23 protein-coding genes are annotated in these 25,449 nt (G+C 55.5%); 17 read left to right on the top strand and 6 right to left on the bottom strand.

Annotated elements, in window-relative coordinates; genetic code table 11:
- Nucleotides 1-43 precede the first annotated feature (43 nt).
- From LAO76_06775 to LAO76_06790, 4 genes are all read left to right on the top strand, one after another.
- Nucleotides 44-1,009, top strand: coding sequence for a glycosyltransferase family 4 protein (locus tag LAO76_06775; protein ID MBZ5490618.1), 966 nt, complete (start codon nt 44-46; stop codon nt 1,007-1,009).
- Nucleotides 1,006-3,222, top strand: coding sequence for a hypothetical protein (locus tag LAO76_06780; GenBank protein ID MBZ5490619.1), 2,217 nt, complete (start codon nt 1,006-1,008; stop codon nt 3,220-3,222). The genes LAO76_06775 and LAO76_06780 overlap by 4 nt, the downstream gene beginning before the upstream one ends.
- A gap of 134 nt (nt 3,223-3,356) precedes the next feature.
- Nucleotides 3,357-3,581 carry a CDGSH iron-sulfur domain-containing protein gene (locus LAO76_06785; GenBank protein ID MBZ5490620.1) on the top strand — a complete coding sequence of 75 codons (225 nt, stop codon included), beginning with the start codon at nt 3,357-3,359 and terminating at the stop codon, nt 3,579-3,581.
- A gap of 154 nt (nt 3,582-3,735) precedes the next feature.
- Nucleotides 3,736-4,365 (top strand): hypothetical protein, encoded by a 630-nt coding sequence (locus LAO76_06790; GenBank protein MBZ5490621.1) that lies wholly within the window; start codon nt 3,736-3,738, stop codon nt 4,363-4,365.
- Between the two features lie 33 nt (nt 4,366-4,398).
- On the opposite strand, the gene LAO76_06795 is transcribed toward LAO76_06790, so the two are convergent.
- From LAO76_06795 to LAO76_06805, 3 genes are all read right to left on the bottom strand, one after another.
- Nucleotides 4,399-5,637, bottom strand: a complete 1,239-nt coding sequence (locus LAO76_06795) for a VWA domain-containing protein (GenBank protein ID MBZ5490622.1) — start codon at nt 5,635-5,637, stop codon at nt 4,399-4,401.
- Nucleotides 5,638-5,747: 110 nt separating this feature from the next.
- Nucleotides 5,748-7,241 carry a magnesium chelatase gene (locus tag LAO76_06800; GenBank protein ID MBZ5490623.1) on the bottom strand — a complete coding sequence of 498 codons (1,494 nt, stop codon included), beginning with the start codon at nt 7,239-7,241 and terminating at the stop codon, nt 5,748-5,750.
- Between the two features lie 81 nt (nt 7,242-7,322).
- Nucleotides 7,323-7,934 (bottom strand): LON peptidase substrate-binding domain-containing protein, encoded by a 612-nt coding sequence (locus LAO76_06805; protein MBZ5490624.1) that lies wholly within the window; start codon nt 7,932-7,934, stop codon nt 7,323-7,325.
- Nucleotides 7,935-8,202: 268 nt separating this feature from the next.
- Here LAO76_06805 and LAO76_06810 point away from each other — a divergent pair, with 268 nt between their 5' ends.
- Nucleotides 8,203-9,024: an SDR family NAD(P)-dependent oxidoreductase gene (locus LAO76_06810; GenBank protein MBZ5490625.1), complete on the top strand. Its 822-nt coding sequence runs from the start codon at nt 8,203-8,205 to the stop codon at nt 9,022-9,024.
- Nucleotides 9,025-9,621: 597 nt separating this feature from the next.
- Here the strand turns inward: LAO76_06810 and LAO76_06815 are convergent.
- Entirely contained in the window at nt 9,622-9,939 is a 318-nt protein-coding gene (locus tag LAO76_06815) for a tetratricopeptide repeat protein (GenBank protein MBZ5490626.1), read from the bottom strand.
- A gap of 190 nt (nt 9,940-10,129) precedes the next feature.
- Here LAO76_06815 and LAO76_06820 point away from each other — a divergent pair, with 190 nt between their 5' ends.
- The 11 genes from LAO76_06820 (at nt 10,130) to LAO76_06870 (ending at nt 21,799) form a co-directional block, all read left to right on the top strand.
- Nucleotides 10,130-10,486, top strand: a complete 357-nt coding sequence (locus LAO76_06820) for a hypothetical protein (GenBank protein MBZ5490627.1) — start codon at nt 10,130-10,132, stop codon at nt 10,484-10,486.
- 115 nt (nt 10,487-10,601) lie between these two features.
- Nucleotides 10,602-11,126, top strand: a complete 525-nt coding sequence (locus LAO76_06825) for an acyl-CoA thioesterase (protein ID MBZ5490628.1) — start codon at nt 10,602-10,604, stop codon at nt 11,124-11,126.
- 279 nt (nt 11,127-11,405) lie between these two features.
- Nucleotides 11,406-12,254 (top strand): Mrp/NBP35 family ATP-binding protein, encoded by an 849-nt coding sequence (locus LAO76_06830; protein ID MBZ5490629.1) that lies wholly within the window; start codon nt 11,406-11,408, stop codon nt 12,252-12,254.
- Nucleotides 12,255-12,581: 327 nt separating this feature from the next.
- Nucleotides 12,582-13,628 carry a heat-inducible transcriptional repressor HrcA gene (hrcA, locus tag LAO76_06835; GenBank protein MBZ5490630.1) on the top strand — a complete coding sequence of 349 codons (1,047 nt, stop codon included), beginning with the start codon at nt 12,582-12,584 and terminating at the stop codon, nt 13,626-13,628.
- Nucleotides 13,629-13,657: 29 nt separating this feature from the next.
- Nucleotides 13,658-14,302 carry a nucleotide exchange factor GrpE gene (gene grpE, locus LAO76_06840; GenBank protein ID MBZ5490631.1) on the top strand — a complete coding sequence of 215 codons (645 nt, stop codon included), beginning with the start codon at nt 13,658-13,660 and terminating at the stop codon, nt 14,300-14,302.
- Between the two features lie 124 nt (nt 14,303-14,426).
- The gene (gene dnaJ, locus LAO76_06845; protein ID MBZ5490632.1) at nt 14,427-15,560 is read left to right on the top strand and encodes a molecular chaperone DnaJ; all 1,134 of its coding nucleotides are present in this window, start codon (nt 14,427-14,429) and stop codon (nt 15,558-15,560) included.
- Nucleotides 15,553-15,924 carry a hypothetical protein gene (locus tag LAO76_06850; GenBank protein ID MBZ5490633.1) on the top strand — a complete coding sequence of 124 codons (372 nt, stop codon included), beginning with the start codon at nt 15,553-15,555 and terminating at the stop codon, nt 15,922-15,924. The genes dnaJ and LAO76_06850 overlap by 8 nt, the downstream gene beginning before the upstream one ends.
- Nucleotides 15,921-16,634, top strand: a complete 714-nt coding sequence (locus LAO76_06855; GenBank protein MBZ5490634.1) for a 16S rRNA (uracil(1498)-N(3))-methyltransferase — start codon at nt 15,921-15,923, stop codon at nt 16,632-16,634. Before LAO76_06850 ends, LAO76_06855 begins: the two co-directional genes overlap by 4 nt.
- Nucleotides 16,635-16,773: 139 nt before the next feature.
- A complete protein-coding gene (locus LAO76_06860) occupies nt 16,774-19,719 on the top strand; it encodes an ATP-dependent helicase (GenBank protein ID MBZ5490635.1) in 2,946 nt (981 codons plus the stop codon).
- Nucleotides 19,720-19,837: 118 nt separating this feature from the next.
- Nucleotides 19,838-21,277 carry a DNA recombination protein RmuC gene (gene rmuC / locus LAO76_06865; GenBank protein MBZ5490636.1) on the top strand — a complete coding sequence of 480 codons (1,440 nt, stop codon included), beginning with the start codon at nt 19,838-19,840 and terminating at the stop codon, nt 21,275-21,277.
- Between the two features lie 336 nt (nt 21,278-21,613).
- The gene (locus LAO76_06870) at nt 21,614-21,799 is read left to right on the top strand and encodes a hypothetical protein (protein ID MBZ5490637.1); all 186 of its coding nucleotides are present in this window, start codon (nt 21,614-21,616) and stop codon (nt 21,797-21,799) included.
- Nucleotides 21,800-21,915: 116 nt separating this feature from the next.
- On the opposite strand, the gene LAO76_06875 is transcribed toward LAO76_06870, so the two are convergent.
- Nucleotides 21,916-22,722, bottom strand: a complete 807-nt coding sequence (locus LAO76_06875) for a CPBP family intramembrane metalloprotease (protein ID MBZ5490638.1) — start codon at nt 22,720-22,722, stop codon at nt 21,916-21,918.
- 69 nt (nt 22,723-22,791) lie between these two features.
- On the opposite strand from LAO76_06875, the gene LAO76_06880 reads away from it, so the two are divergent.
- On the top strand, nt 22,792-23,979 hold the full coding sequence (locus tag LAO76_06880) for an acetyl-CoA C-acetyltransferase (protein MBZ5490639.1): 1,188 nt from the start codon (nt 22,792-22,794) through the stop codon (nt 23,977-23,979).
- Between the two features lie 189 nt (nt 23,980-24,168).
- Here LAO76_06880 and LAO76_06885 read toward each other — a convergent pair whose 3' ends face one another.
- The gene (locus LAO76_06885; protein MBZ5490640.1) at nt 24,169-25,368 is read right to left on the bottom strand and encodes a PilZ domain-containing protein; all 1,200 of its coding nucleotides are present in this window, start codon (nt 25,366-25,368) and stop codon (nt 24,169-24,171) included.
- Between the last annotated feature and the right edge of the window lie 81 nt (nt 25,369-25,449).

The following is a 25,449-nucleotide window of genomic DNA, read 5'->3' on the forward strand; positions in this document are numbered from 1 at the left end:
GCCTCCGAAAAGATACGGTGGTACGGAGTTATTCATTGCGGAATTGGCCCACGGACTCCAGCGCCAGGGAGTCGAAGTGGTTGTGTATACCAACGGCGAATCCACGGTCGATGCGCCCATGCGCTGGCTTTATCCTGAAGGTGAGTGGCCGTTGAAGCATGAAGTGGAAGCCTCACTGAAAGGCTTGAACCATTTTGCCTGGGCCATTCAAGAGGCGACGGAGCACGCCGATCTGATCCATGTGAACAGTGCTCCTGGCTTGAGTTTTTCCCGATTTACTGACGTTCCCATGGTTTACACCGTGCATCATGCGCTCGACGAGTCGCTGGCGGAGTTCTATCAGTCGTATCCGGACGTTTCTTACGTCACCATCAGTGACTTTCAGCGGGAAAAGCTCAGCATGCCGGACATGAGGACCATTCACCACGGAATTGATCCAGCGCTTTATTCCGTGCCCGACGAAAAAAGAGAGTACCTCAGTTTTTTAGGCAGAATTGCGCCGCCCAAAGGTACGCATCTGGCAATCGAAATCGCCAAGAAATCGGGTATTCCGCTCAAGATCGCCGGTGAAATCCAGCCCATTTATAAGCAGTATTGGGAAACCCAGGTCAAGCCGCACGTGGACGGCAAGTTCATTGAGTATGTGGGCGAAGTGGGAATGGAAGAGAAGGTCGAACTGCTGGGCAAATCCCGCGCCATGCTTTTTCCCGTGCAGTGGGACGAGCCTTTTGGTCTTGTTATGATTGAAGCCATGGCCTGTGGAGCTCCTGTTCTGGCCATGCCCGGCGGATCTGTTGGAGAAGTGGTGAAGGAAGGTGTGAGCGGCAACGTGCGCAAGACCGCCGATGAGTTGGGGGAGTGCGCGCGCAATCTGGCCATGCCGGCGACTAAGGTTCGCAGCTACATGGAAGAATTTTTTTCTGTAAAGCGGATGACCCAGGATTACATCAACCTGTATGCAGAAATTCTGCGTGATGGCGTGGCCGAGGCGGAGCAGATCGTGGCATGAACGCAAAACTCCTGATACCCCAAGCCGAGCTGGTGAAGATATCTCCGCCTTATCCAGAGCCACGGCTGGTGTACCAGAATGCGGAGCCGCGCAAGGTCAACAATCTTACTCTGATCGATGGCAAGACTTTTCTCTCCACGACTATTGCCGGGGACATCATGCCTCCGGGCGCTTCGGATGTTGGCTTCTTCCATGATGACACCCGTTTTCTAAGCCGCCTGGAGCTTCGCGTCGATGGATACCGCACCGTGGTCCTTTCTTCCAGCACGGAACAGACTTTTGCTTCGCAGATTGAACTGACCACCGGCAAAAGCACGATGCGTGAGACGTATGAAATTCCTGAGAACACGGTCCACATCCGCCGCGAGCAGCTGCTTTCCTCTGAAACGCTGTTTGACAATTTTTCTTTTGAGAATTTCAACTTCCATGAGCTTGAACTGAATATTGAACTGGCTTATGAAGCCGATTTCATGGACGTATTCCAGGTCCGCGGCGTAGCGCGTGAAAAACTTGGCCAGTATTACCTTCCCATTGTGCGGCACGATTCCATTGTGTTTCATTATTGCGGCCGGGATGGCGTTGTCCGCGAAACCGTCATTCATCTTTCACCTGAGCCGGATGTGGTGGATGGGACCACGGCACGCTGGAAGCTTCGGCTGCCGCCCTTTAAGCGTTTCCAATTGCAAACCACCATTGTGCCGCACGTGGAAGGCAAGCGCTCTCGCTCGGTTCATCCTGATTTTGGGCAGCAGTTGCGCTCGCGCCGTGAAGCCATTGCGGAGTGGGCGTCGCATTCCACGAGCTTCAGCGCCGGCAATAGCATCTTCAGTGAGATGGTGGAAACCTGCAAAGCCGACTTTCATGCGTTGCAGATTCCTGAGGCCAAGGAGCGAGTAATCGCCGCCGGCATTCCGTGGTTCGCTACCATGTTTGGCCGCGATTCCATCATCGCGGCTTATCAATCGCTAATGCTGAACCCGCAGTTGGCGTCTGAAACACTCCGCGTTCTCGCTTCATTGCAGGGCAAGGAGAAGAACGATTGGCGCGACGAAGAGCCGGGCAAGATTCTGCACGAATATCGTGAAGGTGAAATGACCCGCGCGGGCGAGATGCCCTTTGGCCCCTATTACGGATCGGTGGACGCAACGCCGCTGTGGCTCATCCTGCTGAGCGAAACTTTTAATTGGACTGCCGACGAGCATCTTGTGAAAGACCTGCTTCCAAATGCGTACCGCGCGTTGGAGTGGATTGACTCTTACGGTGATCTCGATGGCGACGGTTTTGTCGAATATCAGCGTCGCTCGTCCAAGGGACTGGCGAACCAGGGCTGGAAAGATTCGTGGGACGCCATCATGCACCACGATGGCGAGGTCGCTAAGAGTCCCATTGCGTTGTGTGAAGTGCAAGGCTACGTGTATGAGGCCAAGTACAGAATGGCCTCGCTCATGCGCTCTTTCGGTGACATCAAGACCGCGGACAGGTTGAAGAAGGAATCCGCGGAGATGGCCAAGCGGTTTGAAAAAGCTTTCTGGATGCCCAAGCTCGGTTTTTATGCCATGGCCCTGGACCGCGACAAGCGACAGACGCAGGTTATTTCATCGAACCCCGGCCACCTGCTTTTTACCCGCATGCTGGCGCAGGACCGCGCGAAGGCAGTTACGCAGCGCTTCATGCGCGATGATATGTTTTCCGGCTGGGGCTGGCGCACCATGTCACGCACTGAGCGCGTTTTTAATCCGCTCAGCTACCATCGCGGGTCAGTATGGCCGCATGATAATTCGCTCATCGCCCATGGCATGGCGCTTTATGAATTTCGTGAGCCGGCCAACCAGCTCTTTACCGCGCTTTACCAGGCTGCGCTCAATTTCCGCGATTACCGCCTACCTGAGCTCTTCTGCGGCATTGAACGGCGCGAGCATGACGAACCCGTGCAGTATCCCGTGTCCTGTTCGCCGCAGGCGTGGGCGTCGGGCTCAGTTTTTCTTATCCTGATGTCGGTGCTCGGCATCCGTCCCAGCGCCCAAAGAAGAGAGTTGAATATTGTGAATCCGGCGCTGCCGGAATTTCTGGAGCATTTGAGCATTCGCAATATGCGCGTTGGTGGCAGCCGCGTAGGACTCGACTTCACGCGCCGCGGGGAGCGGACTTTCTGTAACGTCGTGGACATTGAAGGCGACAAGCTGCTGGTGAACGTGGCGTTCAAGAAGCGGTAGATTTTTATCCCGAGCGGAGCGAGGGAACCCCTATAGGCAATCATTTTTTTTGCCAAGGGATTCACGAAGGATTTGCATGCTCCATCGTTACCATTTAGATTGTTTCAACGTAGAAATTGTTTGGAGGGAACTGAATGGCAATCAATATCCTGATCAAAAAGACCGGCCCATACGTGGTCAGCGGAGACCTGAGTCAGTTGGAAATTGCTGACGCTGATGGCAAGAAAGTAGATATAAGCGGGAAACAGGCGATCGCGCTGTGCCGGTGTGGCGCATCCACAAACAAACCGTTCTGTGATGGAACTCATTCCAAGATCGGCTTCCTGGCTGCTGAAGCCGCAGTGAAAAACGAGGGATAGAACTCACCATTTCTGCAGAGGTTTCTCGCCAGGGGAGCCAATCGGCTCCCCGTGTTGTTTCAAGCACTTACACGCTGCATAAATTAGCGTTACCAAAGCCCCTACACGTCCCGCATCTCGGGAAAACCAGCAAATCCCATTAAGCTTTGTCTCCATGCTGATGGTTTCGGTCGCGCGCGTCCCGTTCACCACATTGCTGGAATACATTCCCGTGGCGGCCACCATTGTTACCACTATCCTGAGCGTGGTGCTGGCGCGGGCCACGCTGCGCTATGCCAAGGCTGCCGATCGCGGACTGGAACTTTCACGCGAGCAGTTTGAACGCGAATGGGCGCCGGAGCTACATGTCCGCTTGGAACGAGCTTCCACTGCCGATGCCAAGATCGTGATCACCAACCTAGCGCGCGCTGCCGTGTTGCTCCAGCTTGTGCAGCTTCGCACTATGACACATGCCATGCCGTTTGAGCGCCAGTACCTCAACGATCCACTGGTGGGCGGCAATACCTGGACGCAGCACATTGGTGAACGTATTCTGGGAATCACGGGCCACGACTTTGAGGGCACGATTGCGGCTTCCGTCAGCTTCTATTCCGCCGGGCGCCTTTACAAGAGCGACTGGTTCCGCTTTGATGTTGAGATTCAACGCGGCCGCTTTGAGAAGATTGAGCCGGTCACACTACCGGCGCGTCGCGTCCGCGTGCTGGCAACTCGCCAGGCAGACAAGTTCCGCCGCCAGAACGTGAAAGATGTGGTGCATGAAGCGGCTACAACTAAAGAGTCATGACCCGAGGATTTGGTTTCGATCTGACCGAATGTCCTAGTGGATTGTCTTCATCTTCCGTGACATGTAATCCATCAGCAGGTACTGCCCCAGATTTTGCGGCGTGGTGAAGTAGGCTTTGCCTTTGCACATGGCTGTGACTTTCTGCACGAACTGGACCAGGCCGTAGTCGGAAGCCAGCATAAACGTATTGATCATGATGCCGGAGCGCTTGCAGCGTGAAACTTCTTCCAGCGTTTGGCTGACCACCAGCGGATCAAGCCCGAAAGCATTTTTGTAAATCCTGCCGTCTTCCAGCGTGAGAGCCGAGGGCTTGCCGTCAGTAATCATAACGATCTGCTTCATGTCTTTGCGCTGGCGTTGCAGGATGCGCTGGGCCAGCCGAAGACCTTCACGCGTGTTGGTGTAATACGGGCCAACTTTTACGCGAGCAAGTTGCGAGATCGGCATTTCTTCCGCCGAGTCATGAAACAGCACAAGCGAGAGCGAGTCGCCCGGATATTGCGTGCGGATCAGATGTGACAGTGCCATGGCGACTTTCTTCGCCGGAGTGAAGCGGTCTTCACCGTAGAGAATCATGCTGTGCGAGCAGTCGAGCATTACCACTGTGGCGCAGGAAGACTGATATTCGCACTGGTGGACCTGAAGATCAGAGTATTCAATGTTCAGCGGCAGGTGCAGTCCTTCACGCTGGATGGCCGCCGAGAGCGTTTCGGTGATATCGAGATTCATGGTATCGCCGAACTCATATGGCTTGGACGCGCCGCTGGATTCGATGCCGGTGGCGAGATCGCGCGTGTCATGCCGGCCGAAGCTGGAGCGACCAAGCGAACCGAGCAGATCTCGCAAGGTCTTGAAGCCGAGAAAGTCGAGGCTCTTGTCGGTGATCTCAAAACGCGCATTGGTCTGCGCTTCGCCGGTCTGCCCCGGCGTGGTCGATTGGCGCGAGGGATCGTGCGGCTGGTCTACCGATATCAGCTCTTCCTGCTGCATGCGCTCGATCAGCCGCTCGATCAGTTCATCCATGGTGCCGTCGGCCTGCATCTGTTCCAGGCGTTCGCGCATCTCGTCGTCCAGAAAGTCGCCCATCTCCAGCGCCTGCTGGATCGCCTGGCGCAGCGCGTCGAGCGAGTGCTCATCCAACTGCTGGAAATACATGGAATCGCTCTGGAAGCCCGACTCAAGCATGTAATCCGACAGCGCGCTGAGCAGGTCTTCCATGCTCATTTCATCGGCCAGGTCGGCAATGTATTTGGAGTAGCGTGTGTATTTCATTTGCGTTTTTGCGGTACTTGGTAATTGGTATTTAGTAATTGGCCAACACGAGTAGTCCCACGTTCTTTCTGACCAAATACCAATTACCAAATACTAAGTACCTGCCGAATTCAGTTATAAGGTCTTCTGTTCCTCATCGGCGGTGGCTCGTCATCGCCGCGCTCAAACGGTCGCTCGTGTCTCTTCGGCTGTTTTTCTGCGGCAAAGACGCGCTCCTCTGATCGTCCAATTCTGCGGTGCGCGTGCAATCCTTCCAGCACAAACTCCGCCGCGGACACCAGTACCTCAGGCCTGTCTTTTGACTTGATGCCGACAGGCGCGAGCTTGTCCGTGAGGCCCTGAATGTTCTTCAAGCCTTCCAGAACTTCATGTGCGCTGGCCGTGTCAGAAAGTTTGATCTCGCCGCCGAGCTCAAACCACTGCACCACCTGCTGCATGTTCAAGTCTTTGAAATATGTGTCGTAGGTCTTGGCGACAGCGGTGCGAATCAGCTCACGCGCCACAGTGTCAGCCCCGCGCATCTCGCCTTCATATTCCAGTTCGAGCTTGCCGGTAATCGAAGGCAGCGCGGCGTAGACGTCGCCAATGCGCGGCACGATTGTCTTTTCCCCGCTGCGCACGGCGCGCCGTTCAGCGTTGGAGATTACGTTTTCAAGAACGCTGATAGGCAAACGCTGGCTTACTCCGGAGCGCTTGTCGATTTTCTTGTCTTCACGCGCCAGGAACGCTACACGCTCCACCACTTCACGCACATACTTTGGCACGTGCAGCTCAAGCCCGTCGCGATGCAGCCATGCTTCCTGCTCGGTGATGCTGATGCCTTCTTCCAGCGTTCCGGGATAATGCGTGCGAATCTCCGAGCCGATGCGATCTTTGAGCGGCGTAACGATCTTGCCGCGCGCCGTATAGTCCTCAGGGTTCGCGGTGAAGACCAGCGCCACGTCGAGAGGCAGTCGCAAAGGATAGCCTTTAATCTGCACATCGCCCTCTTGCATGATGTTGAACATGCCGACCTGAATTTTTCCCGCCAGGTCGGGCAGTTCATTGATGGCAAACAGTCCGCGATTGGCTCGCGGCAGCAGGCCGTAATGCACGGTCATCTCGCTGGAGAGATCGTGCCCGCCGCGCGCGGCTTTGATGGGATCAACATCGCCAATCAGGTCAGCGATGGTCACATCCGGCGTGGCCAGCTTTTCAACGTAGCGATCATCGGGCGTCAGGTACGCGATGGGAGTCTTGTCGCCTTCGCGGGCAATCAGCTCGCGGCAGCGCTTGCAGATGGGTTCGTAAGGATTGTCGCGGATCTCACAGCCGGCAACGTAGGGCAGCTGGGGATCAAGCAATGTGGTCAAAGCGCGCAGGATGCGGCTCTTGGCCTGTCCGCGCAGGCCGAGCAGAATAAAGTTGTGCCGGGAAAGAACGGCGTTCACCAATTGGGGAACGACCGTGTCTTCATAGCCAATGATGCCGGGAAAAATAGTTTCGCCGCTGCGCAGGCGTGCAATCAGATTTTCGCGGAGTTCATCTTTTACCTTGCGCGTGCGCAACCGCTGCTCAGAGAAAGAACTTTTCCTGAGCTCGCCCAGAGTAGGGGGAAGATTCATGAAGGGCCTCTGAAATAATTATACGCTGAGAGTTCCAGATCAATGCTCAGAAGGTGGCCGCGGTGCGGAAAACGTTAAATGCTAATGCACATGCCCATTGCCGCTGGCCCGCTGGCGCACGCGCAGGCTGTTTTCTATTTTGGGAATTGTTGCCTGGTAGTACTCCGTGAGTATCTCTATCCGTTCGGATTCGGATTTCATTTCCAGCAGGGTCTGCTTAAAGTCCAGGTCCACCGGCAAATCCTGCGCCAGACGGAAAGAGAGATAGGCTGCATCCCGCTCAACCTCAATTGTCTGGCCCATCACGGCAAAAAGCTGCTCGTGCAACTGGATAACAGTGTCCGCGGCGGTCTTGCTTACGATTGAAGGCTCATCGTCAAAAAAAGCGACTTCAGCCTGAAGGAAAGTGCGCTCCTGGTTTACTTGGATGATCTCAAAGCGCTGTGCGCCTTCAGCGGAGATGTCCATGCGGCCGTCTTCATATTTCTTGATTACGTTGATAATCCTGGCGGAGCAGCCGATGGCTGAAAGCGCGTTTTCCTTCGCCCGCACCATGCCAAACGGACGTTTCTCTGACAGGCATTCGCCGATCATCTCTTTGTAGCGAGGCTCAAAGATATGCAGCGGCAGCGGCGCGCCGGGAAAGATAACGATCTCAAGCGGAAACAGCGGAAGCAGAGGCACGAAGTTCATTCTATAGCACAGTCGGCAAGTCAGCATTCAGCAGTCAGTACTCAGCATTCAGCCCTGAAATATTTTCGACTTCGCCGCGAAAACCTTGAAACACGGAGGAAAGGAGGAAGCGGAGGAACCAAGGAAAATAAAACTTTTGGTTCTAATGCCCTCCGGTTCCTCTGTTCCTCTGCGTTTCAAAGGTTTGGTTTCTGTTGGGACTACTATGCTCTCGGGGGCTGAGTGCTGAACGCTTGACTTAAAGCTTTTTACAAACTACAAAGCTGGCATGAAACTTGAAGGCAAAGTAGCTGTTATCACTGGCGCTTCCATGGGGATTGGTGAGGCGATTGCAAAGTTGTTCCTGCAGGAGGGCGCCAAGGTGGTGCTGAGTTCGCGTGATCTGGCGCGGACTAAGGCGGCGGAGCAGCGCATTGGCGGCGCGAATACGCTGAGTATCGCGTGTGACGTGAGCAAGCGCGATCAGGTGGACGCGTTGGTGAAAGCCGCAGTCGCAAAGTTCGGGCGCATCGATATTTTTGTGAACAATGCCGGCTTTGGATTGAATGACGCTGTGGCCGACATGGACATGGCGGAGTTCCGGCGGATGTTTGATACCAACCTGTTTGGCGCGGTTGAGTGCATGCAGGCCGTGATTCCGCTCATGCGGCAGCAGGGCGGTGGCGACATTGTGAATATTTCGTCGGTGTCCGGTCATATCGCCACGCCGTATATGTCCGGTTATGCTGCCACCAAGCACGCCATGAACGCCATCGGTAAAGCCGGACGCATGGAACTGCTGCGGCACAACATCAACGTACTCACGGTTAGCCCAGGCTATATTGCCACCAACTTTGTAAAGAACATGACCAAGGGCAAGCACTCTGAGCGTGTGGGATCGTCAGTGAAATATGCCGTTACGCCCGATGTGGTAGCGGAGGCCACCTTGCAGGGCCTGCTCAAGCGCAAGAGAGAAGTGATTGTGCCGAAGTTCTACAAATGGTTCATTAAGCTGTATCAAACGTCGCCGGGCGCGGTGGAGCGGATGATCCGCAAAAGATTGAAACCCACTTCACAGGTAATGGCGGAAGCGGCGAAGAAAAGCAATTAGCAGTTGGCAATTAGCAGCTAGCCAAACCTGCTTATCGATTCGCGAATAGCCAGCTTTCAGTTCTTTCAACATCCCTCAAAGGCGAGCGAGTCACGTTTCGCCAATTTACAGAACAAGAAATCCGAGTTTGCGCGTTCTCTGTGTGAGATGGGATTGCATTTGCGCTGGTTGATCGCGTGCCTGCTGTTTGCCCTGGCAGCGGGCGTGATGGTCTTCAATAAGATTACGGTTTGCTCGTGGATGAGGCGCAAGAACCCAGCAGCAACAATCTCTATTGTGGGTGCATGCCTGGGCGCAGCAGGTTGTTTGATAAGCCCATTGCCTTGGTTGAACAAAGCGTGGTGGCTGCCAATCACGCTTGATATGGTGGAGCGCCATATCTGATCGTCTTTACCTGGGTAGGAATCCAAGAATGGTTGAAGCGGTCGGAACGATAGTTCTTGAATCCCGAATGTCACGAGGGCAACGCTGAGCTAAGAATTTGTGGCCGCGAATTAACACGAATCGGCTTCAAACTTCTGAATTATTCGCGTCAACTTGCGACGAAGCTCATATTCATCGATAGCGATCCCTCACTCTGCTCGGGATTTCAGAGGATCAATTCAGCTCTTCCAACATCCCCGCCATCTCTGATAAAGCATGTTTGTTCCCGGTGCGCTTTGCGGCTTCCACGCCGCTTTCCAGCATTTTCTTAGCTTCAGCGGTGCGGCCGTTACGCTCCAGGGCTTGCGCAGCCATGAAATAGCCGTTCGTATAGTCAGGATGGAGTTCCAGGAGCTTTGTGAACTCGGCGAGCGCCTGTTCCGTCTGCCCGGCTTTGGAATATTCCATGGCCAGGCCATAGCGAGCAAAAGCGTCGCCGGGATTCTGTTCCAGAAATTGTGCAAGCATTTGCAGGCGGCTTGGCTCAGTCATTGAAGAAATCTAACATATTCTGATGAATCATACGGTTGAACAGGCAGTTGCACCGAGCTCTGTGCACAGAGAAACTGCTCAGGTTTTTCTTTACTCGTGGAGTGTATGCGGTTAGGATTGGGCTGTTGTGGCTTGTCCCTTTTTTTTTCCGACCGAAAGAATATCCATAGGCTGGCCTTTTCCTGCCCGGTTGCCCTTAGGCGCTGGATTTGCGGGAACCTGTCGCGCCGGAGTTGAGGAATTTACTCCTTCAAAAGTTGAACTGCGCGAGTTCTGCAACATGGGCTATGCCAGCGGCTGTCCTCACCTGCCCGCCAATCGTTGTGCCGATAATGTCCGGTTTGCCGTGGCACGCGACGAAGAATCGCGGATCATTCTGCACTTTGTAAGCGAGCGCTTTCACCAGCCGGTAGAGTATGGGCGGCTTGAATATGATTGCCAGTCGCAGCGCTGGCTGGCGCCCATGCGCGACCCCTGCCTGCAACGCCAGGCCGAATGCTTTGTAGAGGTTTATCTGGAGCGGCGGCCACGGACGTCAAAGCAATAGCTGATGCGCGGCGGTCGTCAGGGATAATGGCTTGCTGGTTGCTTTCTATTCTCTCGTCAGAGAACAAATCTCCGCCATGGCGCGATAGCTAAAGCCTTCATGCGAAAATGGCAATATGCATTCGAATGATGGCCACGACACACCAATTCATATCGTGCCGCCGCGGGCCGTAAGTGAATCACAATCTCAGATGGCGGAAGTGGTTCTGCCGAACGACGCCAATCCGCTGGGCAACCTGCTTGGCGGAAGGCTCATGCACTTCATTGACATTGCGGGAGCGCTGGCGGCGCACAGGCACTCGCACAGTCACGTGGTTACGGCATCCATAGACCACATTGATTTTCGACGGCCAGTGCACATCGGCGATTTGCTGATTTTGAAATCTTCAGTCAACCGCGCATTCAATACGTCCATGGAGATCGGCGTAAAGTGCTGGGTGGAAAACTATATTGCCGGGACCACGCAGCATGTAGCGTCAGCGTATCTGACATTCGTTGCCGTGGATGCACACGGCAAACACAAATCCGTGCCCGAGGTAGCGCCGGAAACGGCCGAAGAAAAAAGACGCTATGAAGATGCGGGCCGGCGTAGAGAGCTAAGGAAATGGGAACTGGGCCGGAAGAATGCAGTGAAGAGCTAGTCCGCAACAGGCATTCGTTCTGGCTTTGCACAAAAAACCCAAACCTCACCACAGATAACACTGATGACACTGATTTACACGGATCAAAAAAGTTCAATAGAACCATTTTGAATTTGTAATCCGTGTCATCCCTGGTCATCCGCGTGGAGGGCACATCAGGAAAATTGGTGGTGATGATGGTGGTCTTCTGCTCGTTGTAGCGGCTGTTCAGGTTGGAACTAGGCAATTCGCGCCTATAAAACTCATCTGTCGCCGTTCCCGTATAATCAAGAGATACCTATGGCTCACGGACATCAGCACGGAGCCCAGCAGCAGGGACCATTCCCGCTGCCGGGAGTCAGCAACATCATCGCAGTCGGATCAGGCAAGGGCGGCGTGGGGAAGACCACCATCGCCGTAAATCTGGCCGTGGCACTGGCCAAAATGGGCTATAAGACCGGCTTGCTGGACGCCGACGTTTACGGTCCCAACGTGCCGCTGATGATGCATACCAGCCAGCAGCCGCGCGTGCTGAATGAGAACCTGATCGAGCCTCTGCAGAATTATGGGGTCAAGATCATCTCCGTGGGATTTCTGAATCCCGGCGACAAGCCAATCGTATGGCGCGGCCCCATGTTGCACCAGATCATCAGGCAGTTTCTGCAGCAGGTGGTGTGGGGCGAGTTGGATTACCTAGTGGTGGACCTGCCTCCTGGCACCGGCGACGTGGTGATCTCGCTGTTCCAGACGGTTCCGCTCAGCGGCGCCGTGGTGGTATCGACGCCGTCGGATGTGTCGCTGCAGGACGGACGCAAGGCTATTGAGATGTTCCGCACCGCGCGGGTCGACGTACTCGGGCTGGTGGAGAACATGAGCCACTTCCTCTGCCCGCATTGCCATCAGGAAATCGATATCTTCTCCAAGGGAGGCGTGGAGCGGACGGCGAAGGAGTTCGGCGTGCCATTTCTGGGATCGATTGAGCTTGATCCTGAGATCCGCAAAGGCGGCGACGCGGGCCAGCCTCCGGCACTGGCAGGGGAGAATGATCCTCACGCCAAGTCTCTCTACGATTTCGCCAAACGGGTGCTGATGCGCCTGGCTGAGGTCAAGAGCAGCGCCGCGCCAGGGGATGTGATTCAGGTGCAGTAGGCGGCGAAGCCGCCTGGCTCTTGGCTGTTAGCTCTTGGCCTTTGGCTTTGTCTCGTAGTTCTTTGATTTAGTCGCTTCGCTCCAAACCGCATGAAGTGGTCGATGACCTGTGGGGTTTGCTTTGCTCGTGATGCGGGCGCAAAGTGTTGACTGGCAAAGGTTCAAGCTAAGAGCCAAAAGCCAATGGCCAAGAGCCGCTTCTTAGCACTCTACCTGTCGAACTGCTACCTTGACAATAGTCCACTAATATCCTTAAAATCTAACTAGCAGGAGTTCACAAAATTTCTGTCAAGTTATTGTAAATAAAACCCTTAGCAAGCCAGTGGTATGCCAAACCCAGGACAAATCGGCCCTCGTGAGCGGGAAATTCTCACCGCTATCGTGGAGACGTATATCTCCACGGGTGAGCCGGTAGGATCGCGCACGCTTTCACGCCACAATAAAGATGGCCTCAGTCCCGCGACGATCCGCAACGTAATGGCAGACTTGGCTGACAGCGGATTCCTGGAGCAGCCACACACTTCGGCAGGACGCGTGCCGACATCGCAGGCTTACAGGTATTACGTGGACCAGATTTCCGGCAAGGCGACGATCTCCGCGGCTGACCAGACGCTGATTTCAGACACGTTACAGGGTACGGTGGACGTGCAGGAGTTTCTGGAACGGACATCGCACGTTTTATCGCTGGTGTCGAGTGGAGTTGGAGTCGCAATCGGGAACGCCGGGCCAAAGAACGCGCTGGAGCATGTTTATTTCTCGCGTCAGGGCAACAATCGCGTGCTGGCCGTCGTCGTCACCAAGTCAGGCGTGGTGCATGACCGCATGATGCGGCTGGAGCGCGATCTGGACCAGAGTGACCTGAACACAGCGGCCAATTACATCAATGAGAATTTCCGCGGCTGGATCATCAGCAACGTAAAAGCGGAGCTGCGCCGCCGGATTGACCATGAACGATCCGAGTATGACCGGCTGATGAAGAGCCTGGACGAACTGGATAAAAGCGGAGCGCTGGCAGCCGAAGAGCCGGCCAAGAACATCTTTGTAGAGGGTGTAGCGAACCTTGTGGGTAATGACCAGGACCGCCTTCGGCTGCGTGATCTGGTTAAGACACTGGAAGAGAAAGAACGCGTGGCAGATCTGCTTTCCGCCTATCTGGATACGCGCCAGGAGGCCGTGCGCGTGGTGATCGGCCTGGAAGAAGCGGTGCCGGAGATGCGCAACTTTGTTCTGATCGGCGCGCCTGCCCGTGTAGGCGAAGAGATGCGCGGATCGCTGGCCGTCATAGGTCCAACCCGCATGGATTATCAACATACCATCACGGCGGTTTCTTACATCGCTCAGCTTTTTGACAAGCTGCTGAATGAGAACACGTGAAAATTCCAATCAAAAGACCAGGTGCAGTAATGAGCAAGGGCAACGGCCAGGCTGATGTCAGCCTGGAAGACCGGTTGAAAGAAGAACAAGTGAAAGATACGCAGTTGCAAGACGAACAAAATCAGACTTTGGAAAAAGAACTTCCTGCGGCTGAGCCTACGGACGGGTTCGAGGAAAAAGGCATTTCCGGCGGCAATCCTCAGGGTTCCGTCGCGACCGCCGGCGGCGAGTTGGAGAAGCTGCGCGCGGAGCGCAATGATCTGTTTGAACGGCTGGCGCGATTGCAGGCTGAGTTTGATAATTATCGCAAGCGTGCGGCAAAAGAAAATGCCGAATACCGCGATTACGCTGTGTCCGATGCTGCCCGCGTGCTGCTGCCGGTGGTCGATAGCTTTACGCTGGCGCTCAAAAACGCTGCCGCCAAGCCGGAAGATCTGCGCAAGGGAGTGGAGTTGATCTTCAAGCAGCTTCAGGACGTGCTGCAAAAATTGAATATCGAGCGCGTTCCGGCCCAGGGCGAGCCGTTTGATCCTCGGGTGCATGAGGCCATTGAGATGGTTGAAACCAATGACGCGCCAGATCATCATGTGTTGGAAGAGTTGCAGCCGGGCTATCGAATCAAGGGACGGTTGCTGCGTCCGGCGATGGTAAGGGTGGCGAAGAAAACCGGTTGATCGCGGATCGGGTGATCCGTTGATTGGTAAGCACTAAGAGTCTTTGTGGTAATTTCCTGAATCATTATGTCGGGGATTCGGTCCCTGTTTGACTCCCTTTCTGTATCAACATTGAGGTAATTTTTTGGCGACGCAAGCAAAACGCGATTATTACGAAATACTGAGCGTGAGCCGCACGGCCACTGAGCAGGAGATCAAAAGCTCATACCGCAAGCTGGCCATGCAGTGGCATCCGGACCGCAATCCGGGGAACGCTGAGGCGGAAGAAAAATTCAAGGAATGCTCTGAAGCCTACAGCGTGCTGATGGATGCGGATAAGCGCGCCCGCTATGACCAGTATGGCCATGCGGCTGTGAATGGCGGCGGTTTTGGCGGGTTTGACGGTTCCAACTTCGCCGACGTAAGCGACATTTTCGGCGACATATTCAGCGATTTCTTTGGCGTGAATGTGGGCGGCGGCCGCGGCGGTCGCACCCGTGTGCAGCGCGGCGGCGATGCGCGTGCAGATATCACGCTGACGTTTGAGGAAGCTGCTTTCGGCAAGAAGACCCAGGCGAAGGTTCGCCGCTATGAAGCTTGTGAGCAATGCAAAGGCACCGGCTCAGCAGGATCGAAGGGGCCAACCACCTGCCAAACATGCGCTGGCCGCGGCCAGGTGCGCTATCAGCAAGCTATGTTCAGCATTGCTCGGCCATGCCCAACCTGCCATGGACACGGGCGCGTAATAACCGATCCCTGCGGCAAGTGCAAGGGTGAAAGCCGCGTGATGAAGGAACATGCGATCGACGTGAGCGTACCGGCAGGCGTGGAAGATGGCACTCGCATTCGCTACCAGGAACAGGGCGATGTTGGCCCCAATGGCGGCCCGGCGGGCGATCTCTATGTGGTGCTTGAGGTAAAGCCGCATCCGTTCTTTGAGCGTGAAGGCAAGGACTTGCATTGTTCCATACCAATTTCATTCAGCCAGGCGGCCATGGGAGCGGAAATTGTCATCCCAACTCTGGATGGCGGCGAGCACAAGCTGAAGATCCAGGAAGGAACGCAATCGGGGACGACGTTCCGCGTTCGTGGTAAAGGTGTTCCGGCGCTGCAGAGTTCCGGCAAGGGTGACATGTACGTTAAAGTCCGGGTGGAAACGCCCCGCAAGCTCACCAAACGCCAGCGCGAGTTGATGGCCGAACTGGGCGATACGTTCAATATCGACAACAAGCCGGAGCCGCGCAGCCTGTTTGAAAAGGTGAAAGACATCTTTGGGTAAATACTACATTTGGTTCGTGGTGGTAGTGGCAGGCCTAGCCGGCTTGATCCGTCTGCTGCTGCCGCGCCGCTTTGCCGAGTTGCAACTGGAACGCTTCAAGGCCGCAAATGCAATTTCCAAAGCCAAGATGCGCAGCCTACTCTTTCTGGCCGTTGGTGTGGTCTTTGGCGGAATCTACTTTCTTCCCTGGGGACACCAGAGCTGGATTGTCATCGGCACAGTGTTCTCGATCCTCAGCGCTGCTGAAGCTTATTTCCAGGCGCAGTTTCCCACGCTGGAAGCGTTGGTCTTCCAGAGCCGCCTGATGGGAATCCTCTATCTGGGGCTGGCTGCGGGCTCTTACGTGATGCTAAAAAAAGTATGACCCGCAGGCGCTGGATTGCCGACCGAGTAGAAGGCGACCGCGCTTTTCTGCTGGGCCCCAACGCCAACCATCTCTTTCGCGTTCTCCGCGTAAAAGTGGGCCAGGAGTTCGATGTTGCAGCCGATGGCGTGCTCCGTTCCGCGAAAGTGGCCTTTGCTTCGCACGACCAAGTTGAGTTTGAGCTAGGCGCGGAAGTTGAAAGCGCCGCGTTGCCGCAAGTCACGGTCTATCTTTCCATTTTTAAATTCGATCACATGGAGTGGGCGCTGGAAAAACTGACTGAGCTGGGCGTCAGCCACGTTGTTCCTATGGTCGCTCAGCGGACAGAAGAGCATCTGGCCAAAGCGGCCTCCAAGCGCGTGGAGCGCTGGCGCAAGATTGCCCGCGAAGCGTCACAGCAGGCGCGACGGATTGCGCCGCCGGAGATCGCCGAGCCTATGGCGCTGAAGAAAGCGATTGCGCAAGAGCAGGGAAGCCGGATCGTGCTTTCAGAAGTGGAAGAGCATGTTTCACTCAAAAATGTTCTTGCCGGTTGCAAGCCTCCGTTGGCTTTGGCGTTTGGGCCGGAAGGCGGATGGGCGGAGACGGAGTTAGAGCTTTTTAATGCAGCGGGATGGAAGCCTGCATCGTTGGGACACACGATCCTGCGCGCGGAGACCGCCGCAATCGCTGCAGTGGCAGTAGCGATGGCGGAGCTGGAACCCGCTTAGTTTTACTTCGTTTTGGTCCGATCCAGAGCCTGCCTTCAGAAATGATCCATAATAGAAACCCACTTTTCCTCAGCCTAAGTGAATTTAGCCATTGCTGGCTTCGCCTTGGATTCGCATAATAGAAGCAACTCGCTTTACGGTGACGACTTTTACTCCTAATTCGAAGCAGAGACAGGCCATCGAGCATACTGTTGGCCCCATGCTGGTGCTCGCTGGTGCGGGCACGGGCAAGACCACGGTGCTGGTGGAGCGCATTGCCTGGCTGATTGAGCAGGGCCACGCCAAGCCGGAAGAGATTCTGGCCATCACATTTACTGACAATGCTGCCGATGAATTGAAAGCCCGCGTGGAAAAGCGGCTGCGCCGCAAGACATCCATTTTTGCGGGAACGTTCCATGCTTATTGTCTTGGCGTGCTCAAGCGAGCAGGGAAGGATTTCAACTTGTTGCTGCCTGAAGACGTTTACGTGTTCTTGCGGCAGCGCATCGACCAGTTGGGGCTGAAGCGTTTCATCAAGCCCGCCGATCTGGGCCAGTTTCTTGAAGACCTGAAAAATTTCTTTGATCGCTGCCATGAAGAGTTGGTGGGGCCTGACCAGTTCCAGCAATACGTCAATGGTTTGCGTCCCGGAAGCGACCTGCCGCGCAACTGCCGCTCGAAAGACGTGGAAAATGTAGGTGAGCAGGAAATTGTTGAGCGCTGGCAGGAGATTGCGCGTGTTTATATGAACTCCATGCGGCTCCTGGAGCGCGACAATCTAGGCACGTTCGGCATGATGATTCGCAATGCTGTGCAGCTGTTGGAATCCAACCCCGCATTGCTGGAGCGCGAACGTCGCAAGGCACGGTTCATTCTGATCGATGAGTTTCAGGACTGTAATTCCAGCAACATCATTCTGGCGCAGCTTCTTGCGGGCGAAGAGCAGAACATTTTTGCTGTAGGCGATCCGGACCAGGCCATCTATCGCTTCCGTGGAGCTTCGAGTGCGGCGTTTGAAGAATTTCAAAAGCGTTTTCCCCTGACTGAAGGCGTAGTGCTGGATGAGAACCAGCGGTCGCGCGGAAATATTTTGCGCGTGGCTTTTTCTGCCATCAATGAGAACCCGCCGGTGCAATCACTGGGCGAACGGGTGAAGTTTCAGCGTGCGCAGCTTGAGTCAGGACGAGACCGCCGTGACCAGCAGGAAGGCCGGTTCGCATTCGACGAGCCGGTTGAGGTCGTTCTTACGGACTGCCATGAGGGCGAGGCCGCGCTCATTGGTGAGGAGATTGAGCAACTGCGACGGAATCGCAGGCCGGGCGACTGCTCTATGGCGGTGCTGTACCGCCAGCATATGCAGCGGGAAGATTTAATGGCGGAGCTGGCGGCGCGCGATATTCCGTTTATCGTGATCGGTCTCAACGTGCTGGAAACGGCCATGGCGCGTGACGTGCTGGCCCTGGCGGGGGCCGTGGGGAATGACAATGATGCGGACAGCCTGTTCCGTGTGTGCGCACTGCCAAAGTTCAAAGTTGCTGCCGATGAGTTGCGAAAGAAACTGAGCGCAGTCGCCGGACAGAAAGGTTTTAAAGCGGTGCTACACACGCTGGAGTCGGCAGCGCCGGTGCTGGAGGCGATTAAGGAAGCGCGCGCGTTTATCCGAGAGCAGGAGCTAAGCGCGAAGGGCGCGCTGGCCTATCTTGTCCGGCAGTTTGGATTGCCGGAACAGGATGCGGTCGTTCAGGCGATCCTGCGCTTTGCCGCGGCGTGGGAGAAAAAGGCGTTCGTCAAGAACTCGGCGCTGCCGGAGTTCCTGCAATATCTGGATTACTACCAGAAGGGCCGGGGAATTATTCCGTTGTTCACGGAAGAGCAGATGGCGGAGCTGGAGCGCCGCAATCCTGGCGCGGTGCAGTTGATGAGCGTGCACGCCGCCAAAGGGCTGGAGTTTTCGCATGTTTGGCTTCTCCGAGTCACTTCGGGGGCATTCCCTACATATTTCAAGGAAGGGCTGTTTGAGTTTCCTCCGGCGTTGCGCAGCTCTATTGCCGTGGGTGAAGGCAAGCTGGTGCATGACCAGGAAGAGCGCAGGCTCTTTTATGTTGCCATCACGCGGGCGCGCGACCGGCTGAGCATTGGGTCGCGTCCGGGAAAGGGCAAGAAGGATCCAACGCCTCCAGGATTTTTGCGTCCATTGATAGGCGACAGGAGGCTGACTGCCGCGCTGACCACGCGCACTAGCAATGGCGCAATGCCAGCCACGTTGCCGCTGGATCCTTCGCCCCTGGGACGCTGGATGCTGTTGCCGCCGGCTTTCGCGCCGGATATCGCACTCAGCGCGAACGCTGTGCAGAGCTATGCGACCTGCCCCATGAAGTTCAAGCTGGAGCGCGACTGGAAAATTCCCGGCGACGCTGCGGCGGCCATGCAGTATGGCTTTGCCATCCACACGGTGCTGAAGAATTATTACGATCCAGCGGCGCACGTCAAAGAGCTCAGTGTTGAAGACGCGATTAAGGCGTTCAAGGTTGAATTCGGCAAGGGCTACATTGACGATCCGATCCAGCGGAAGATATATGAAGAGCGCGGAATAGACCAGCTGCGCACGCTGCTGCTGGCCAGTCCCAGAGGATCGGCAAACGTGATTGCCACGGAGCACAAGTTCAGCTTCAAGCTGGGTGAAAGGGAGATCAAGGGACGCATTGACCGCATTGACCTGCTTGAAGAAGGCGTAGTGCGGGTGATCGATTACAAGACCGGAGCGCCGAAAGAACGCAAGTTCGCCGATGAGAGCTTGCAGCTATCGATTTACGCCATGGCGGTGGCGCAGATGGATTTGTTGCCGCGGGAACTGGTGTTGGTGAACGTGCAGGACAACAGTCTGGCGGTTTCCAGCCGGACAACGAAACAATTGGATTCGGCGCGCGACAAGATAGAAGAGGCGGCGGAGGGTATCCGGCTGGGCAAGTTCGATCCCAAGCCGGGATCGCATTGCCGCTGGTGTGATTATCAAAATCTGTGTCCGGCGACGGAGCAGCGGGTCTTTTTGCCGGTGAAACCTCTTGAAGTGGACGCTGAGAAAAAAGTGGCTGGACTGAATGGATGATCGGGATTTCAAAAAGCCAAACCTCACCACGGAGGCGCGGAGAAGATTGGGAAATTCAAAATGATGATTTTTGTCGATTTTGGCATTGTCGGAATTCTCGGAGCATCGGAGTGAGCTCATGATCGGCTTGGCCAATGTTCTGCTGATAGCAGTGGGAGCCATCTTTGGATTCGCGATTGCGTGGCTGCTGGTGCGTCCAAATGCGGCGGTTTTGAACGCGCGTTTGTCCGCCTTGCAGCAGGAGCTGGCGAAGACGCGCTTGGAAGCACAAAAGTTTACCGACCTGAATACGCAGTTGAATGCCGCCAAAGTAAAGCTGGAAACCACGATTGCGCTGGAGCGCAAGGCCAATGACGAGAAATTGGCCATCCTGAACCAGATGACCCAGGAATTGCGTGACAGCTTTCAGGCACTCTCCGCTGAAGCGCTCAAGAGCAATAACCAGGCATTTCTTCATCTCGCGCAATCGACACTGGAGAAATTTCAGAGCGAAGCCAAGGGCGACCTGGAGCTGCGGCAGCAGGCGGTCGAGAACCTCGTCGCGCCGATTGGGGAATCGCTCAAGAGGGTGGACGAGCAGATCCGCCAGATGGAAAGCGTTCGCGATCGGGCCTACGGCGATCTGACGACGCAGGTTCGCTCGTTGATTTCGACACAGGAGAAGCTTCAGACCGAAACGGGCAACCTGGTCAAAGCGCTACGCAGTCCCACGGTGCGCGGACGCTGGGGTGAGATTCAGCTCAGACGCGTGGTGGAAATTGCCGGCATGCTGCCCTACTGCGATTTTGTAGAGCAGGAAACGGTCACTACGAGTACAGGGCGGCTGCGTCCCGATCTGGTCGTTCGGCTGCCCGGAGGAAAGAACGTTGTGGTGGACGCCAAGACGCCGCTGCTGGCGTATCTGGAAGCCGTGGAAGCGACGGACGATGACTTCCGCCGGCAAAAGCTATCCGATCATGCCAACCAGGTCAGAACTCATATGCTCCAGCTCAGTTCCAAGCTCTACCAGGAGCAGTTTGAGCACACGCCGGAGTTTGTGGTGATGTTTTTGCCGGGCGAGACATTTTTTAGCGCGGCGCTGGAACAAGACCCCGCGCTGATTGAGCGCGGCGTGTCACAAAAAGTGATTCCAGCCTCGCCCACAACGCTCATCGCTTTGCTCAAGGCGGTTGCTTACGGCTGGAACCAGGAGAAGCTGGCCCGCAACGCACGCGAGATCAGCACGCTGGGCAAAGAGCTGCATGACCGTCTGCGGATGCTCGGCGCGCACATTGACAATGTGGGCAAGGGCTTGGATCGCGCCGTTGAGTCCTACAACAAAGCCGTGGGGTCGCTGGAGAGCCGCGTGATGGTTTCAGCACGCAAGTTTGTCGAGCTGGGCGCGCCTGTGACCGAAGAGATTGCCGAACTGAGCCCCATCGAGACCACGACCAGAAACCTGACGCTGGATTTCGATGATCCTGAAAAAGCAGAACTCAGTGCAACGACAGAACCAGAGAATTCGAACGGCATGGCAGCAAGGAGCAAAGCATTGTCGGCGAGCAAAGCGTCGGATTGAGAACGCGCCGGCGACTTGACGCCTCATTCCGAACGGATGTTTGTCTGATCCAGTTTTCTTGCGAGAATTCCTGTAGCGGTATGGTGCGGGATAATGCACCGGGATCCTTCGACTCGCCTCGGTCGCATTGTCCCTTCTGTCTTCGCTTTAGGACGATAATCAAAAACTAAGGGGACGCTTGCGCGTCCCCTTTAGGTTTGATGTGAAGAGTTGTTATTTCTTTTTGCTCTTCTTTTTTGCCTTTTTCTTGGTTGCCATGTTTCTATTCTCCCTTTCCATTTTTCATGGATGTGCGGTCCTAAGTAAAAAACCGCAATTGATGAATGTATAGAGTGGTTGAAAATCGAAGTCAAGAAAAAAATTGATGTCATCTTTGATTTCCGGCCGGGTCAAGAACGCCGAAAACTCGTTTCGGCGGTGCAACGCGATCATGATTTCAAAACAACTTTGGGTGGTGATGAGAAAAAGCCTCGATCTATGCGGGTTCGTGCATGTTTGAAAAAGATCTTCTTCTCCGGGTGAAGAGAGCAGGCAAAACAAAATCTCCAAGGGCGATGTCTCGCGGGTACCTTGGTAACCAATTATTTTTTTGACCACGCGGCCGTTTTGTCGGCGATGAACGATGCACGCGAAGAAGATCAATGCCGCGTAACGAGTTTGAAAAGACCAATGCCGGCGATGGAATCCTGAAAGGCATGGGCCATCATTCCGGGACGCAGGCTCTTCCGCAGATGCGCCAGTATGCCGAAGAAAGTTCCATAGATGCCGATCACAATCATCATTCGCGTGCCCTGGTATCCGTGCGCCAGACCAAAAAGGATTCCCGAAGCCACGATGCCAATGATCGCATTGCGGCCCAGTGCGCCGAATTGCCGCTGCAGATATCCGCGGAAAATGATTTCTTCAAACAGGCCTGCGCTGACGCTCAATGCGACAAAAAGTCCTGCTTCAAGATAAGTGTGGGGAGCCATTGGCCCAAGAATGCGTACGGTATCGTCGACCGATTTCTGCAAGTTGTGGAGATCGATAGTACCGAGAGCGATACGAATCCCGAAAAGCAGCAGAATGGACGTAAACCAAAAACCGACAGCCAGAGCCACATCCAGCAAAAATGCTTCCACGGTCTTCCAGCGGCCGCCGATCAGGTCACGCATGCGCACGCCGCGCAGGCGAATGCCAAACCAAATGAAGAGGATCAGGATCAGTTGCGTGACAAACGTCCCGCCATAAAGCAGAACTCGCGAGCCCGAACCGTGGACCGCGCCGACCTTTGACGATCCCAGAAATGAGTTGCCCAGGATCAACGCAGTGATCACTATGGTATGCCACAGAGGCGCAATGAGAGCAGGCTTTGGCGGCTCGACCGGGGCGACAAGCGGTTCAGTGAGAGAGGACGGAGCTTCAGTCGTGGATTGCGTGGGCTGCGGGTCAATGAACTGGGTCATAGTTTTGGAAGCGCGCGGGCGCTGCGCTTCATCTTATAATGAAGGGTCGGGATTCCTAAGGAGAGATTTATGGAAGATGTTGTCATTATCAGCGGCGTGCGTACGCCCATAGGAAAATTTCAAGGATCGCTGGAGCCGCTGTCCGCTCCGCAGCTGGGCGCCATCGCTGTGCGCGAGGCGGTAAAGCGGGCCAAGGTCGATCCGCCGCAGGTGGACGAATGCATTATGGGATTGGTGGTGGCTGCCGGCCTGGGACAGAATCCCGCGCGGCAGGCGGCGCTAGGCGGCGGACTGGCCAATACCGTGGGCGCAATGACCATTAACAAAGTCTGCGGCTCAGGATTAAAAGCCGTAGCGCTGGCGACGCAGGCCATCCAGACCGGGAACGCTGAGATCGTGGTGGCGGGCGGCATGGAATCCATGACGAACGCACCATATCTCCTGCCGCAGGCGCGCAAAGGGTATAGGCTGGGAAATTCGCAGATCATCGATTCCGTTGTCAATGACGGCCTGTGGGACATTTACAACAACTACCACATGGGGATGACGGGCGAGAACGTGGCGCAGAAATATGGCGTCACGCGCGAACAGCAGGACGAATACGCCGTGAGTTCGCACCAGAAGGCAGTACAGGCTTGGAAGGAATGCCGCTTCAAGAGCCAGATCGTCCCAGTGGAGTTGCCGGCAAGGAAGAAAGGTGAAGCGCCTGTGCTGTTTGATAAAGATGAAGGCCCGAGGGAGGACACGACAGCAGCGGCGTTGGGCAACCTGAAGCCTGTATTCAAGAAAGATGGCACGGTCACGGCGGGCAACGCGTCCACGATGAATGACGGTGCGGCGGGTGTGGTGGTGACGTCAGCTTCACGGGCGAAGCAACTGGGCGCGCAGCCCATGGTTCGTGTGGTGGCGCAAGCGACGAGCGGCACAGCTCCCGAATGGGTGATGATGGCGCCGGTGGATGGCATCCGGAAAATCTGGGCCAAGACGGGATGGAAGCCTGAAGACGTCGATCTGTACGAGATCAATGAAGCGTTCGCGGTGCAGTCTGTGGCTGTGATTAAAGAGCTGGGTATCGATCCGGCGCGGGTCAACGTGAATGGCGGCGCTGTGGCGCTGGGACATCCGATTGGCGCCAGCGGAACGCGAGTGCTGGTGACGCTGATCTATGAGTTGATTCGCCGGAACGGGAAGCGCGGGATCGCGGCGCTATGCCTGGGCGGCGGGAATTCAGTGGCGATGGCGGTGGAAAGAGTTTAACTCTTTCTGAAATCCCGAACGCAGTGAGGGAGCCCTATAGCGCCGAGATACTAAAAGCAGAAAATCAGGCCACGAATTAACGCGAAGGAACACGAATCAGAAATAAGGTTCGGACGCGCTGGTTTGCAGCTTCCTTGTTTCAAAAGAGATGTCGTAGTGGTAGCGATCCCTCGCTACGCTCGGGATGATTTACTTGTCTTCCGGCCCGTCGATCACAATTTTTCTTAGCCCGCGGTAGAGCGCCTGCACTTCTTCATAAATATTCGAAATGCCTTCTGTGAAGCGCGTGACGCTGCCGGAGTCCAGATCGGCTGTGACGTTGTGGGCCAGCTTGCGCAGCATGTGCATGCGTTCGGCCTCAAGCTGGGGCAGGACTTCAAAAGGGTCGCCGCCTTTGGAGTTCAGGTCCACCCACTGCACCACGGACCACGCGGTCTGCCGGAGATGTTCCACCGCGTCGTGAAACTGGGCGATGATGCGTGGGTCCACTTTGTCAATTACAAGTCCCTGTTCCAGATGATTGAGTTCTTCAATCGTGCGGGTAACTTGAGTAGACATCTGGCTGGACATTTTGCTGGAACCTCCACGTGAAGTTGGTTGAACAGTATTGATGGAAGGGGGCCGAAAAGTGGGTAGCGGATCTTCAGGCGCGAGCTTTCGTGGATCGTCCGTGCTCAAGTCAAGCGACCCGGAAAGCACGCTCAAGATATATTCAAGCTTGGCCTGGTCTTCTCTGCCGATCTGGGTAAACACCAGACCCAGCCCCACGGCATGGTGTGAAGTTTTGACCTGGGCACGGCCTCGCACAACGCTCTCACGGACGCGCAGCATAAAAAGAATTTCACTGCCAACGGGAAGCGTTGATACCGTTTCAACGTAGCAGCCGGTCAGGCTCAGGTCACTTAAATTGCCGAAGACCGGAGGCGCACCTTCATTGCGGCGCATCTCAATGCCGCCGGTGCAGTGGAAACGCTGCTGGGCCCTTCTGGTTCCTGTGGGTTCTGGCATAGGTCTCCTTGCCTGTTGCGGTGCTGGGGGCGCGCCGGCAAACCCAGTAAAGCTGGAAGCAGACTGCGTTGTCTGTATGGCCGGCGACTTCAGTTTTGCTCCAAAGAGTTTTTTGTCGGGCTCAACTACCTGAATACCGATCTGCCTTGACTTGGCCGCGTCACGTCCAACCCAGACTACTTTGCAACGCGCTTTTTGGTTTTCATGCTGCAGGGAGATGACTTCGCCTTCGCGTACGCAGTCAATCCCGATGAGCCGCGCGCCCACGGAGCTGGCATTGACCGTGCGAGCATGCTGCACAAACGGTTTGCCGTAGAGGTCCATGCCCCACACTTTTACGTCGAGGCTGATGTCAACGCGAGGCTCAAGATACCGCGTCATAAAAAACACCGGTGAGAATGGCTTGATGGTACTTTCAAAAGTGGTCAAATTCAATGGAAACATGAACTTGAGTAACCCCAG

The organism is Terriglobia bacterium (assembly GCA_020072645.1).
Classification (GTDB): Bacteria; Acidobacteriota; Terriglobia; order Terriglobales; family Acidobacteriaceae; genus Angelobacter.

Excerpts from the sequence above, each read along its gene's own strand:
- hrcA (MBZ5490630.1), top strand. The coding sequence starts at position 12,582 with ATGCCAAACCCAGGACAAATCGGCCCTCGTGAGCGGGAAATTCTCACC.
- LAO76_06880 (MBZ5490639.1), top strand. The coding sequence starts at position 22,792 with ATGGAAGATGTTGTCATTATCAGCGGCGTGCGTACGCCCATAGGAAAA.
- LAO76_06810 (MBZ5490625.1), top strand. The coding sequence starts at position 8,203 with ATGAAACTTGAAGGCAAAGTAGCTGTTATCACTGGCGCTTCCATGGGG.
- LAO76_06785 (MBZ5490620.1), top strand. The coding sequence starts at position 3,357 with ATGGCAATCAATATCCTGATCAAAAAGACCGGCCCATACGTGGTCAGC.
- LAO76_06830 (MBZ5490629.1), top strand. The coding sequence starts at position 11,406 with ATGGCTCACGGACATCAGCACGGAGCCCAGCAGCAGGGACCATTCCCG.
- LAO76_06825 (MBZ5490628.1), top strand. The coding sequence starts at position 10,602 with ATGCATTCGAATGATGGCCACGACACACCAATTCATATCGTGCCGCCG.
- grpE (MBZ5490631.1), top strand. The coding sequence starts at position 13,658 with ATGAGCAAGGGCAACGGCCAGGCTGATGTCAGCCTGGAAGACCGGTTG.
- LAO76_06805 (MBZ5490624.1), bottom strand. The coding sequence starts at position 7,934 with ATGAACTTCGTGCCTCTGCTTCCGCTGTTTCCGCTTGAGATCGTTATC.
- LAO76_06790 (MBZ5490621.1), top strand. The coding sequence starts at position 3,736 with ATGCTGATGGTTTCGGTCGCGCGCGTCCCGTTCACCACATTGCTGGAA.
- LAO76_06875 (MBZ5490638.1), bottom strand. The coding sequence starts at position 22,722 with ATGACCCAGTTCATTGACCCGCAGCCCACGCAATCCACGACTGAAGCT.
- LAO76_06885 (MBZ5490640.1), bottom strand. The coding sequence starts at position 25,368 with ATGACGCGGTATCTTGAGCCTCGCGTTGACATCAGCCTCGACGTAAAA.
- rmuC (MBZ5490636.1), top strand. The coding sequence starts at position 19,838 with ATGATCGGCTTGGCCAATGTTCTGCTGATAGCAGTGGGAGCCATCTTT.
- LAO76_06780 (MBZ5490619.1), top strand. The coding sequence starts at position 1,006 with ATGAACGCAAAACTCCTGATACCCCAAGCCGAGCTGGTGAAGATATCT.
- LAO76_06795 (MBZ5490622.1), bottom strand. The coding sequence starts at position 5,637 with ATGAAATACACACGCTACTCCAAATACATTGCCGACCTGGCCGATGAA.
- LAO76_06855 (MBZ5490634.1), top strand. The coding sequence starts at position 15,921 with ATGACCCGCAGGCGCTGGATTGCCGACCGAGTAGAAGGCGACCGCGCT.
- LAO76_06800 (MBZ5490623.1), bottom strand. The coding sequence starts at position 7,241 with ATGAATCTTCCCCCTACTCTGGGCGAGCTCAGGAAAAGTTCTTTCTCT.
- LAO76_06815 (MBZ5490626.1), bottom strand. The coding sequence starts at position 9,939 with ATGACTGAGCCAAGCCGCCTGCAAATGCTTGCACAATTTCTGGAACAG.